This is a genomic window from Acinetobacter boissieri (assembly GCF_900096955.1).
GTDB classification, from domain to species: Bacteria; Pseudomonadota; Gammaproteobacteria; order Pseudomonadales; family Moraxellaceae; genus Acinetobacter; species Acinetobacter boissieri.
On sequence record NZ_FMYL01000002.1, the window covers coordinates 152117 to 164566 of the forward strand.

Genomic DNA, 12450 nt, shown 5'->3' on the forward strand with positions numbered 1-12450 from the left:
AAAATAAAATATGGTGTATGTTGGCTTAAGTAAATGCATTGGCAGAAAGTAAAGCTTGCCAAAGTTCGAGTACAGTTTTGCTATAATATATGCAGTAAACATATAAACTTAGACACATCCCTAAAGCAAAAACTAAGCCACAGATTTTGGCCATCACTAGATTGAATTTTTGTTTTGTTATGTACCATATGAGAGTTAGTAGTGCACCCATGGCAAAACCACTGAGGTGCGCAATATTGTTAATATTAGGGGTGAAAATGCCAATTGCTAGATTGAGTAGCATGACTATCATTAAAGATTTTTTGCTTAATATAAAGGGGTAAGATGCATGTGATGGTAAATATGCCAATACAGTAAGTGCACCTCCTAAACCCATAACTGCGCCAGAAGCCCCTGCGCTCACATGCGGTAAAAGTTCATTGGAAAAGTGGTGTGTATTCATTGCAATTTGACTGTTATAAATACTGATCACGTCAGTTAGTAGATTGCCGAAAATACCAGAGAAAATATAAATAATGCAGAAATATATACGGCCATAAATCTGTTCAACTACTTGTCCAAAAATATAGAGTGCCCACATATTTAAGGCCAAATGTATAAAGCCAAAATGAAAAAACATGGCAGTAAATAGTCTTTCTGGTTGCAGAAGTAAAGTGAGCGGTGCATAGTCTGCTCCCCATTTTATTGCATCGGTTAACTTGGGATCTGCACTATCTACACCATGGCTTATTTGGTATAAGTAAAGCAATATATTGATAATAATAACTACAGCGCTAAGCCACCATAAATGAATATTAAGTTTGCTACGGTAAAATAAAGGTTGTTGCATTTTTAGTACTGTGTTTTGCACATATGGAATATCATCAGCTTAGCAGAAGCAGGCCAGAGGAGAAAGTTGGATTAATGAGAGTGATATTTGCACGTTTGATTTTTATCGTATTGGCTTTACTATTGTTGGTGCAAATATGGATTATCTCTAGCTTATATTGGTGGAAGAGCCATCCTGTAGAAAAAACAATGTTTATGCGTATTGCAATGTTCCAAAATGATGATTTAGAGATTCAACATCAGTGGATTAGTTATGATCGTATGGGCTCAGCGATTAAAAAAGCAGTGATTGCTGCAGAAGATGGTAAGTTTACCCAGCATCATGGTTTTGATTGGAATGGTGTACAAACTGCACTGGCCAAAAATGAAAAAAATGGTGAAGTTGTCGCAGGGGGGTCAACTATTACACAACAATTGGCAAAAAATTTATTTTTATATAATCAGCGTAGTTATATCCGTAAAACACAAGAAGCGATTGTTACGGTATTTATGGAACAAATCTGGTCTAAACAGCGAATTTTAGAAGTCTATTTAAATTCGGTAGAATTCGGCCAAGGAATTTATGGTATTGAAGCTGCATCGAGACATTATTTTAATTGTAGTAGTCGGCATTTAAACCAACGACAAGCCATGTTTTTAGCTGCATTATTGCCAAACCCTAAGTATTATCAAACCCATAAAAATGATGCTAAATTTTTGTTTAGACAGCGATTTATTGCAAAATATATGAACTCAAGTCAAATCCCATAAAATAAAGATAGAGTTTGAGTGTGTTTTAAGCATTATTTTATCAAATTGCCATAAATATCCTTCATAATGTGGGATAAATTAGAAAAGGCTTAAGATGGAAGGCTGTATGAGTACTGAAGAACATGTATTAACCACTGGTCAGCAAATTAATTCGATTGCACCGGATTATGCATACAATGCACGTTATATTAATCGTGAATTGTCTATTTTAGACTTTCATTTACGTGTTTTAGAGCAAGCAGTCGATCCATCACACCCATTACTAGAGCGATTAAACTTCTTACTCATTTTTTCTCGTAATTTAGATGAATTTTTTGAGATTCGTGTTGCAGGGGTAATGGAAGAGCTTACTTTAGGTAATGAAAGCCATACGCCTGATGGCTTAACACCAAAGCAAGTCTTAGAGCAAATTTCTAAAACAGCCCGTGAAGCAGTTGAACGTCAGTATCGTATATTAAACCAAGAAATATTGCCCAAATTAGCAGATGAAGACATCTGTTTTTTACGCCGTGGTGAACTTACGCCTGCGCAGTCTGTTTGGATTAAAAAATATTTTCAAGAACAAGTTGCACCTGTACTGACACCAATTAGTCTAGACCCTGCACACCCTTTTCCTCGCTTAGTGAATAAAAGCTTAAACTTTGTTGTGACTTTAGATGGTAAGGATGCATTTGGCCGACAAATCGACTTGGCAGTTGTTCCTGCACCGCGTTCATTACCACGAGTGGTACGGTTACCTGATGAATTAACCGATGGGAAAGAGCATCATGTTATGCTCTCAGCAATTATTCATGAACATGTCTCTGATTTATTTCCTGGCATGACAGCCACAGGCTCTTATCAATTTAGAGTCACACGTAATGCAGATTTAGAGCTCAATGAAGATGTTGAAGACCTTGCTATTGCGCTGAAAGGTGAGTTGAGCTCAAGACGTTTTGGCCGTGCAGTACGTTTAGAAGTCACACAAGGATGTCCGAAGCACATTTATGAATACTTATTAAATGAGTTTGAATTATCAGCAGAGCAAATGTACAAAGTTGATGGACCAGTCAATTTGGCACGCTTGGTTTCTAGTTTTAAACGTCCACATTTAAAATATGACTCTTTTACACCAGCCATTCCAAAAGTATTGAAAAAATCAGAAAGTATTTTTGCTGCAATGAAGAAGCAAGATATTTTGCTACACCATCCGTTTGAATCTTTTGCACCTGTAATTACTTTACTGCGTGAGTCGGCAAGAGACCCCAAAGTACTGGCAATTAAACAAACCTTATATCGTAGCGGTCCAGATTCAGAGATCGTGCAAGTCCTTGCTGAAGCTGCTCGCAATGGCAAAGAAGTCACTGCTGTGATTGAATTACGTGCACGTTTTGATGAAGAATCAAATATTGAAGTGGCAAATGTGTTGCAAGAAGCTGGGGCAGTCGTTGTATACGGCATTGTGGGTTATAAAACACATGCCAAAATGATTTTAGTCGTGCGCCGTGAAAATAATAAATTAGTACGTTATGCACATTTAGGTACAGGAAATTACCATGCAGGTAATGCCCGTATTTATACAGACTATGGCTTACTGACTACTGGTAAAGAGCTATGTGAAGATGTACACCGTATCTTTCAAGAGCTTACGGGTATGGGTAAAATGGCTAAGCTGAAAAAGCTTTACCATGCACCATTTACTTTACATAGTCATTTACTTGCATGTATAGATGATGAAATTTCCCATGCTAAAGCAGGTAAAGAGGCGCATATTATTATTAAAGTTAATGCGCTCACAGAAGTCCAATTGATTAATAAGTTATATGAAGCTTCTACCGCGGGTGTGAAAATTGATCTGATTATTCGTTCAATTTGTTGTTTGCGTCCTGGCTTACCCGGTTTATCTGACAATATTAAAGTACGTTCTATTGTTGGGCGCTTTTTAGAGCATACACGTGTGTTTTATTTTAGCAATGCAGGGCAGTCACGAATTTACTGTTCAAGTGCAGATTGGATGAACCGTAACTTATTTAACCGTGTTGAAGCATGTTTTCCAATTGAAGACCCTGCACTTCGTAAAGTGATTTATCAGCAAGGATTTATTAATTACTTAAAAGATAATCAGCGTGCTTGGGCATTAAACAGCGATGGTTCTTGGGTGCGTATAAAACCAAAAGATGGAGAGGTCATTCATAATTCTCAAGAAACATTACTTGAATATTATCGTTAATATATGCAGTTGTAGGGGGGTGAAATAAGGCGTTGTTTTTATTTCATTCATATCTATAACTAAACCCTAGTTCACTGTTATTTATGTATTTTAATTACTGCACGTTTTTTTATTCTATGATTAAATGCATGTTGTCGTTTTCTCATTTATATTTAGGTTAAAGGAAATATCATGCGCGCGTATAATTTCTGTGCAGGTCCTGCTGCACTGCCGACTGCTGTATTAGAAAAAGCACAACGTGAACTTTTAGACTGGCAAGGCACAGGTGTTTCCATTATGGAAATGAGCCACCGTAGTCAAGAGTATGTGGCTGTTGCTGAAAAAGCAGAGGCAAATTTACGTCAATTATTAAATATTCCTTCTAATTACAAAGTATTGTTCTTACAAGGCGGCGCAACATTACAATTCTCTGCGATTCCTTTAAACTTTTTTGGTAAAAATGCTAAAGCAGATTATATAAAAACAGGTATTTGGTCAGATAAAGCAATTAAAGAAGCGAAACGTTATGGTGAGGTCAATGTGATTGATGCCACTGTTAACGTCAATGGAAAAACTGGGATTGCGCAAAGCCAGTCTTGGAATTTTTCAGAAGATGCCAGCTATGTGCATTATTGTGAAAATGAAACTATTGGTGGTGTACAGTTTAAAGATATTCCAAAAACCAAAGCCCCGTTAGTTGCAGATTTATCATCAAGTATTTTATCTGCACCGATTGATATATCTCAATTTGGTTTAATTTATGCGGGCGCACAAAAAAATATTGGCCCAGCAGGGTTAACGATAGTGATTGTACGTGATGACTTGCTGGATCAAGCCAAGCCTGAAATTCCATCTTTGCTTAAATATGCTAATCAAGCACATAACCAGTCAATGCTCAATACGCCTGCGACATATTCTTGGTATTTAGCAGGCTTAGTATTTGAGTGGTTATTAGAGCAAGGTGGAGTAAAAGCTATTCATGAAAAAAACTTAGCGAAAGCAAAACGGTTGTATGACTATATCGATCAAAGTGACTTTTATGATAACCCAATTGTTAAAGACAACCGCTCACTAATGAATGTACCATTTACATTAGTTAATGACAGCCTAGATCAGTTATTTTTACAACAAGCTGAAGAACACCATCTGTTAAATTTAGCAGGGCATCGTTCAGTGGGTGGTATGCGCGCAAGTATTTACAACGCTGTACCTTTAGAAGCGGTAGAGGCATTGGTGCAATTTATGGAAAAATTTGCTCAGGCACATCGTTAACTGTCTTTTGTTACACCACATTTTAAACAATAAAAATGTGGTGTAATGCAAAGGCAGCAATAAATATACCCAGTAAAAAAAAGCAAATCGCCCCAGCATCGATTTTGAGTTTTGTTGGGGTTTGCTGTTCTGTGATTGTTGTCATTTGTTCGGGCATCATTTTCATTCAGCAGTTCCAATCATACAATATTTATTATATGTTCATGATTTTTACTTTATTGTAGAGTAAATATTCGCCGTAATCCACACGTTACCACGAATATATTGCCCAATTTGGTAGTTTTGGTCATTTAAATTTTGCGTTGCAACACGAATAAGGGTTGCTTCAGCATTATCTTCAAGCAATATGGTTACATCGTATAGGGTATAGGTCTGTTCTTTAAAGGTTGTGGTGCTTTTACCCACAATTTGACCTTGAAACCATGCTTCATCTTCCTGACCTAAAGTTTCACCATGTAAATAGGCCACCATTTTAGAAAAATCAACTTTAAGCGGTGCTTTATCTTCTTCGCTTTGAGGTTGCCAAGCATCAATTTGTGCTTGTAAGTTATCTGGTGCAATACCATCATTCGCCGCTAAAATGGCATTGAGTGCTCTGTGATGTTTAATCGATGCAGGGTCATCAACCACAATATGTTCATGTGCATCTACAACTTCTAGCGCATATGACCATGCTGATAGTGCAACAGCATACTTTTGCTGAGCTTGATATTGGTTTTTATTCACACTGTATAAGCTGTCAAATGCATAAAGTGTAGAGTTGTTAATGTTTAAAGATAAAACAGCCTGACAACCTGAACGTGAGCAAATGATACGGTCAATGGTTGCTGTAGTTTTGTAGGGGCTAGAAAGTGTTGGGAACGCTGTTTTTACTGCACGAGGTTGGTTATTTTCTACAGCAATGACTTGTGCAGACTGAATCATGCTTTTTTTAGGGCCAAGAATGAGCCAGCTTGCAGGGTCAATATCTGACTCTTGTTCACATAAACCCATTGGCATATCTGGTTGGTCGAGTGCTTGTCCTAGCCATTGTGGTATGGTTTGAGTTGGGTTTTCAGTAAGAAGACTCCAGTGTTCGACATGACTACCAAAGTGCTGGTCTTCGATGGCAATAATTTCTGGTTTATTGTTTTGCATATTTTAAGACTTCATACATTGATTCTATGCTCTTTTATCGTGTAGATACGGGGCTTTTTCAAGTCTATTTTGTGATTATTTGTGTGAAACTGGCTTATTTACCCTATTGCTTGATGGTTTTTTATGCATTTTGTGGATATTGGCATGGTAAACATTAAAGCAAAGCCATGAAGTATTGTGTTATTTGCTACAATAGATTTTTATTTGTACTTAAGATGATTGTCTGTGCTGAATTTTAAATTGTGGGTTGATGCAGATGCATTGCCTAGAATATACCGAGATATTATTTTTAGAGCTTCTGATCGCTATCAACTTGAAGTTATTTTTGTCGCCAATCAGCCGTTGGGTATCACCCCGTCTGTACGTATAAAATCACTACAAGTGATGAGTGGTGCAGATCAAGCAGACAAAGAAATTGTGGCTCAAATGACAGCAGATGATATTGTGATTACACAAGATATTCCTTTGGCTTCAGAGGTGATTGAAAAAGGTGGTGTTGCTATTCATCCGCGTGGTGAAATTTATACCATTGCTAATATTAAGGCACGTTTGCATTTAAGGGATTATATGGACACTTTACGTGGTGCAGGGGTACAAACAGGTGGCCCTAAACCGCTCAGTGAAAAAGACAAACGTGAGTTTTCAAGTGCCTTAGATCAAACCATTTTGCGTCAGAAACGTAAAGTCAAAGCCATATAGTTTTTTAGTCACTTGCGCTATACAGTTGTTTACCATTTGCCTTAGTTTTCATGTTTAAATTTAAGCGAAATCAATATACTATCGCTCGTACAATACAATTGCATTGTCATGTTATAAAAATTGGAATAAAAATCTTATGTTTAAACCTATTTCATTGTATATCGGCCTAAGGTATACCCGTGCTAGACGCAGTAATCATTTTATTTCGTTTATTGCATTGGCTTCTATGATTGGTTTAACGCTAGGTGTTGCTGTGCTAATCACCGTACTATCTGTGATGAATGGGTTTGACCGTGAGCTAAAAACACGTGTGTTAGGTATGGTGCCACAAGCGACTGTGTCTTCGGGGCAAATTATTACCGATTGGCCAAAACTTGCTGAAGATATTGCCAAGCATAAACATGTGACAGGCGTGGCGCCATTTACACAGTTGCAAGGCATGTTGACTGCACAGGGGCAAGTGTCGGGCCTTATGGTGTCTGGTATTGAGCCTAAATACGAGGAAAATGTATCCATTATTCAAAACCATATGGTGGCAGGCAGTATAGATGCATTACAAAAAGGTGACTTTGGCATTGTACTTGGAAAGCAACTGACCGATGCATTGGGCTTGGGCCTAAATGATAGTGTTACTTTAGTTTTACCTGAAGCAACGCCGTCACCTGCGGGTGTTGTGCCACGTTTTAAACGATTTAAAATTGTAGGTATTTTTAGTATTGGCGCAGAAGTTGATTCTAGCATGGGCTATATCAATTTATACGATGCATCTACGTTGTTACGCTTGCCTGATGGTGCACAAGGTATTCGTATGAAATTGGATAATTTATTTCTAGCACCCCAAGTGAGCCAAGATATTTTACATGAATTGCCTGTGGGTTTTTATGCTTCTGATTGGACATATACGCACGGTAATCTGTTTAGTGCGATACAAATGGAAAAGGCAATGGTCAGCTTATTGCTATTTTTAATTGTTTTAGTTGCTGCTTTTAATATTGTGTCTTCACTGGTGATGGTGGTGACTGATAAAAAATCAGATATTGCAATTTTACGTACGTTGGGTGCTTCGCCTGCGACCATTACGCGTATTTTTATGGTACAGGGCACAATTATTGGTGTGGTTGGTACTTTGGCGGGTGCAATTATTGGTGTGATTTTGGCAACTAGTGTCAGTCAAATTGTTGACTTTTTAAATACACGTTTGGGTTGGCATTTATTTGATGCATATTTTATTAATTATCTACCTTCATATTTGAAATGGCAAGATGTAGTGCTTATTGTATCTGTTTCATTTATATTAAGTTTTTTGGCAACAATTTACCCTGCTGTACGTGCAGCAAAAGTACAGCCTGCGGAGGCATTACGTTATGAGTAGTGTGGTTTTAGAAGCAAAAAATGTCATTAAAACATTTAATGAAGGCAAAAATAGCGTTCAAGTATTAAAAGATTTATCGTTACAGATCCATGCAGGCGAATTTGTTGCGATTGTCGGGGCAAGTGGTTCAGGTAAAAGTACATTATTGCATGTATTGGGCGGTCTAGATTTACCGACCTCTGGTGAAGTGGAGCTCAATGGCTCTCGTTTTGATGCACTTAATGAAACGCAACGTGGTTATTTACGTAATCAGAATTTAGGTTTTGTATACCAGTTCCACCATTTGTTACCTGAGTTTACTGCATTAGAAAATGTAGCGATGCCTTTAATGCTTAGGCAGGGTACAAGTTTTGCTCAAGTAAAGACTGAAGCAAATTTTTTACTTGAGCGAGTGGGTTTATCACACCGTTTAACGCATAAGCCGGGTGAGTTGTCAGGGGGAGAACGTCAGCGAGTGGCATTAGCCCGAGCATTGGTCACTAAACCTAAAGTTATGCTAGCAGATGAGCCTACAGGCAATTTAGACCGTAAAACAGCGACTGGTATCTTTGAGTTACTTAATGAGTTACGCCGTGAATTTAATATGGCCATGTTGATTGTGACGCATGATGAAGCATTAGCACAGTCTGCAGATCGTATTTTACATATGGAAGATGGTCTTTGGGTTAAAACTCAGTCACATCTTTAAAGGCATGTAAATAGATAACTGTTGTATGAGTTAATGATAAAAATATGTTTTATGCGGTATTTTTGGCATGGATATTAGGTCATGCTTGTCTTGGAGGGTGGGGTGCAATAACCATTGTACTTCCCATTTTTCTATTCATAATGACGTTAATTGTGTACGCACTGGGTACTTATGTTACCCAGCTTCGTACGTTAAAACGTTGGCCGACATGGTGTGCTTTATTGCTAACTGTGTTTTGTTTAGGTTTTTGGAATGCACAGCAGTCACTGACAATACAGCTGGCTCAACGTATTTTAGTGAGCCAAGAAGTACGTGCCTTAGTTTATATTCAGCAAATAGATGAGCAACAACCTGAGAACATACAGCAGCGTATTGTAGTTTTTAATCCATCGTCAAAGACCACAACAGTGTGGCAAGTATCTTTATCTAAAAAGAAATTTCCACAAAACCCTTTTCAATTGGGTCATTATTATTGGGTGACAGGTAAGGTTTCCCCCATACATGGTTATGCTGTGCCATATGCTTTTGATCAGGAACAATGGTCATTACAGCAAGGAGTAATGGGGCGGTTACAGGTTCAATCTTTTGAGCGAGTACTTCCTGCGGTACTGAATTCTCAAATTCAATATCAGCCATTTGTAATGAAACAACAGCAGCTCTGGCAACGTCTACAATTATTTTTACAACAAAAACGTTTAGATTATAGACAGTTTATTTTACAACAAAATTTTTCACAATCCGGCCTAATTTTAGCATTATTAAGTGCCGATGAAAGTTTCATTTCACCAGAAGTACAGCAATTATTTCAAGATTTAGGTATTCGGCATTTATTGGCGATTTCTGGCCCACATGTTTTAGTATTTGCAATGATTTTGTCTACATTTTGCCATTACATTATTGTATGGTTTTTTCCTAGATTGTATTTAAAGTGGCCTAAAAGATATGTGTTATCAGTGCCATTATTGAGTGGGGTTTTGTTGTATAGTGGTTTTGTTGGGTTTGAAATACCTGCCCTTCGCACACTTATTACCGTTATTTTAATGACGGTATTTTTATTTTTAAAATACCGTATTTCTACTTCAATGTTAATCCTTTTAAGTGCGAGCATGTTACTGCTCATAGAACCATTGAGTGTTTTTTCGGCGGCATTTTGGTTGTCTTATGGAGCGTGTTTTATACTTATCGTGATTTATGAAAAAGTGAGTAATACGGAAACAACATCGAACCTACAAAAAATAAAACAGACTTTATATCAGTTCTTCTATTCACAGATTTATATTTTTATTGCATTAACGCCAATCACTTTATGGTTTTTTCATCAGATGTCGTGGTTAACACCGCTGAGTAATTGGATTGCGATTCCATTGATTGGTATTTTTGTTGTTCCCTTAAATATTTTTTCAGCATGTATATATTGGTTGAGTCCTGTGCTCAGCACATGGATTTTTGGGATTGTTGACTACATTTTGTCTGTATTCGTTTTAATTTTATCTTACATACAATCGTTTGGTTTACAGCCACAGTATTATGCATTAACAGGCTGGAAAGTGTTAATTTTAAGTGTCATTGCCTTACTGCTTTTGCTACCGAAAGGCGTAATCCCACGGCTATATTTGATTCCTTGCATTCTGGTACTATTTTTACCAAGTCAGACAAAAGCTCCTTTTGTATTGAGTGTATTGGATGTTGGGCAGGGGCAAGCAATTTTTGTGCAAACGCTAGAGCACCGTATGTTTATTGATACGGGCGGGCATTTTAATGAGCAACATTTTAGTGTAGCAAAAGCGTTATTGTTGCCATTTTTAATGAAAAAAGGAGTTTCTGAGTTAGATCAAGTCATACTAACCCACTTAGATATAGACCATAGTGGTGCATTTGAACAATTACAAAAAAATATTCATATTAAAGCGGTGAGTAGTAATGAGCGCCCTGATATTTTAAATCGAAAAACTCCATTTTCTTATTGCAGTCGTGGTCAGATCCATACAATAAATGGTCTTACCATACAAATTTTATGGCCAAATGAACAAGATTTGGCTCAAGTCGAAACGTCATCGAATGATTATTCTTGCGTGGTATATTTAACATATCAGCCTAAGCAAGGACTGCCACAGCACATTTTAATGATGGGGGATACAGGCGATTTTGCAGAGCGCCAGCTCATGGCACTGTACCCAAATTTGAAAGTAGATATATTACTACTCGGACATCATGGCAGTAAATATAGTTCTTCTTTAGATTTTTTACAGCACTATAATCCAAAACTTGCGATTGCTTCAGCAGGCTATATGAACCGTTATGGTCATCCACACAGCCAAGTTCAAGAACGCTTGAGACAACTAAACATCCCACTTATTGTGACCAGTAAGGTGGGTACAATTAATATGGCAGTACAAGATAATGGCGTTGTAAATACCGAATTTTACCGCAATAGCAAGCTATGGTTAAATTGGTGATTTATTTTTCAATCGAACCTGTTGTACTTTGACTAAAGCATCTCGTGGTGCAATATCGTAGATATCGTGCAATTCTGGATGTGCTCTAAAGCGTTTATAGCTCCAATGGTAATGTTCAGGGTGCTTTTGAATGAGTGCTTCAATTTGTTGATGAATGATTAGAGTGCCTTGATTGTCTGGGCAATCGTAGATTCCATTTGGCATAGCTTGAATATATAAATCAAACCCTCCATTTGTATTACGAATGGTGTATAAAAAAAGTGCAGTCGCTTGGGTTTTTTGAATTAGCTTTGTTGTTAAATGACTTGATGCCAAGGGAATACCAAAGTAATTCACCATTGCACCACCTGCATGCGGTGTATGGTCAGGTAAGATAACCGTTGTGCCACCTTGTTTGAGAGCTTTAAATATTTGTCGAATACCATGTTCATCTGTAGGAACAAGTGTTGCATTTTCACGACTGCGGGCAGAACGTACAAAAATATCTGCATCTTTATTTTTAATTGGCTTATACATAATGGTCATTTTTGTATATTGAGCACACCATGCATTCATAATTTCCCAAGTGCCGAAATGAGGCACAATTAAAATCAGACCTTTTTGTGTGGCTAGAGCCTTTTGAAAGATATCTTCTCCTTCAATATTATGAATACGTTGGATGTTTTTTTCATTGCTAGCACCCCATACATTAAAAAATTCGAAATATGATGTAAGCTCATATTGAATTGCTTTTTTAATAATATACTGTCGGTCTTCGGCTGTACGCTCTGGCAGTGCAATATGAATGTTCAAACTGGCAACCCTCGTGACTTTTGCAAGAGATGTGCGGTAGGTCATTAAGGCAAGTAGACGTGCAAAAACACGAGTTAGAGGTAGTGGTTGTTTACTCATGAAATTTAGCATACGATACATGATAGATTTCGTGTTTAAGCGGTTATTAGGCATGTAATTGCGTAGCACTATAGTGTGTTTTTTTAGTGTTATGGATTATAGTGGAAAATATTGAATTTACACAATATTTGTGCGCTGAGCGTATATAATATAATAACTTTTAATGATT

11 protein-coding genes are annotated in these 12450 nt (G+C 37.4%); 7 read left to right on the plus strand and 4 right to left on the minus strand.

Annotation, left to right across the window (positions count from 1 at the left end):
* Positions 1–25: 25 nt before the first annotated feature.
* Positions 26–829 carry a rhomboid family intramembrane serine protease gene (locus tag BLS38_RS02840; protein WP_092746829.1) on the minus strand — a complete coding sequence of 268 codons (804 nt, stop codon included), beginning with the start codon at positions 827–829 and terminating at the stop codon, positions 26–28.
* 74 nt (positions 830–903) lie between these two features.
* Between BLS38_RS02840 and mtgA the strand changes: the two genes are divergently transcribed.
* From mtgA to serC, 3 genes are all read left to right on the plus strand, one after another.
* The gene (mtgA, locus tag BLS38_RS02845; protein ID WP_092746830.1) at positions 904–1578 is read left to right on the plus strand and encodes a monofunctional biosynthetic peptidoglycan transglycosylase; all 675 of its coding nucleotides are present in this window, start codon (positions 904–906) and stop codon (positions 1576–1578) included.
* A gap of 106 nt (positions 1579–1684) precedes the next feature.
* Positions 1685–3787, plus strand: a complete 2103-nt coding sequence (gene ppk1, locus BLS38_RS02850; protein ID WP_092746831.1) for a polyphosphate kinase 1 — start codon at positions 1685–1687, stop codon at positions 3785–3787.
* 171 nt (positions 3788–3958) lie between these two features.
* Positions 3959–5038 (plus strand): 3-phosphoserine/phosphohydroxythreonine transaminase, encoded by a 1080-nt coding sequence (serC, locus tag BLS38_RS02855; protein ID WP_092746832.1) that lies wholly within the window; start codon positions 3959–3961, stop codon positions 5036–5038.
* 22 nt (positions 5039–5060) lie between these two features.
* On the opposite strand, the gene BLS38_RS12965 is transcribed toward serC, so the two are convergent.
* On the minus strand, positions 5061–5204 hold the full coding sequence (locus BLS38_RS12965) for a hypothetical protein (protein ID WP_171258520.1): 144 nt from the start codon (positions 5202–5204) through the stop codon (positions 5061–5063).
* Between the two features lie 44 nt (positions 5205–5248).
* Complete coding sequence (locus BLS38_RS02860; protein ID WP_092746833.1) at positions 5249–6175, minus strand: hypothetical protein; 927 nt, start codon at positions 6173–6175, stop codon at positions 5249–5251.
* A 225-nt stretch (positions 6176–6400) separates the two neighbouring features.
* Here BLS38_RS02860 and BLS38_RS02865 point away from each other — a divergent pair, with 225 nt between their 5' ends.
* From BLS38_RS02865 to BLS38_RS02880, 4 genes are all read left to right on the plus strand, one after another.
* Positions 6401–6874: a YaiI/YqxD family protein gene (locus BLS38_RS02865; RefSeq protein WP_092746834.1), complete on the plus strand. Its 474-nt coding sequence runs from the start codon at positions 6401–6403 to the stop codon at positions 6872–6874.
* Between the two features lie 136 nt (positions 6875–7010).
* The gene (locus BLS38_RS02870; protein ID WP_092746835.1) at positions 7011–8246 is read left to right on the plus strand and encodes a lipoprotein-releasing ABC transporter permease subunit; all 1236 of its coding nucleotides are present in this window, start codon (positions 7011–7013) and stop codon (positions 8244–8246) included.
* Positions 8239–8934 (plus strand): lipoprotein-releasing ABC transporter ATP-binding protein LolD, encoded by a 696-nt coding sequence (gene lolD / locus BLS38_RS02875; RefSeq protein WP_092746836.1) that lies wholly within the window; start codon positions 8239–8241, stop codon positions 8932–8934. Before BLS38_RS02870 ends, lolD begins: the two co-directional genes overlap by 8 nt.
* A gap of 44 nt (positions 8935–8978) precedes the next feature.
* Positions 8979–11390, plus strand: coding sequence for a DNA internalization-related competence protein ComEC/Rec2 (locus BLS38_RS02880; RefSeq protein ID WP_092746837.1), 2412 nt, complete (start codon positions 8979–8981; stop codon positions 11388–11390).
* Here BLS38_RS02880 and BLS38_RS02885 read toward each other — a convergent pair.
* Positions 11379–12281, minus strand: a complete 903-nt coding sequence (locus tag BLS38_RS02885; RefSeq protein ID WP_244518146.1) for a lysophospholipid acyltransferase family protein — start codon at positions 12279–12281, stop codon at positions 11379–11381. The two genes, BLS38_RS02880 and BLS38_RS02885, sit on opposite strands and share 12 nt — an antisense overlap.
* Positions 12282–12450: the final 169 nt, after the last annotated feature.

What these genes read in the sequence shown, in the direction of transcription:
- BLS38_RS02860 (WP_092746833.1), bottom strand. Translation starts at nt 6,175, where the DNA reads ATGCAAAACAATAAACCAGAAATTATTGCCATCGAAGACCAGCACTTT.
- BLS38_RS02870 (WP_092746835.1), top strand. Translation starts at nt 7,011, where the DNA reads ATGTTTAAACCTATTTCATTGTATATCGGCCTAAGGTATACCCGTGCT.
- BLS38_RS12965 (WP_171258520.1), bottom strand. Translation starts at nt 5,204, where the DNA reads ATGAAAATGATGCCCGAACAAATGACAACAATCACAGAACAGCAAACC.
- BLS38_RS02840 (WP_092746829.1), bottom strand. Translation starts at nt 829, where the DNA reads ATGCAACAACCTTTATTTTACCGTAGCAAACTTAATATTCATTTATGG.
- BLS38_RS02880 (WP_092746837.1), top strand. Translation starts at nt 8,979, where the DNA reads ATGTTTTATGCGGTATTTTTGGCATGGATATTAGGTCATGCTTGTCTT.
- serC (WP_092746832.1), top strand. Translation starts at nt 3,959, where the DNA reads ATGCGCGCGTATAATTTCTGTGCAGGTCCTGCTGCACTGCCGACTGCT.
- lolD (WP_092746836.1), top strand. Translation starts at nt 8,239, where the DNA reads ATGAGTAGTGTGGTTTTAGAAGCAAAAAATGTCATTAAAACATTTAAT.
- BLS38_RS02885 (WP_244518146.1), bottom strand. Translation starts at nt 12,281, where the DNA reads ATGAGTAAACAACCACTACCTCTAACTCGTGTTTTTGCACGTCTACTT.
- mtgA (WP_092746830.1), top strand. Translation starts at nt 904, where the DNA reads ATGAGAGTGATATTTGCACGTTTGATTTTTATCGTATTGGCTTTACTA.
- ppk1 (WP_092746831.1), top strand. Translation starts at nt 1,685, where the DNA reads ATGAGTACTGAAGAACATGTATTAACCACTGGTCAGCAAATTAATTCG.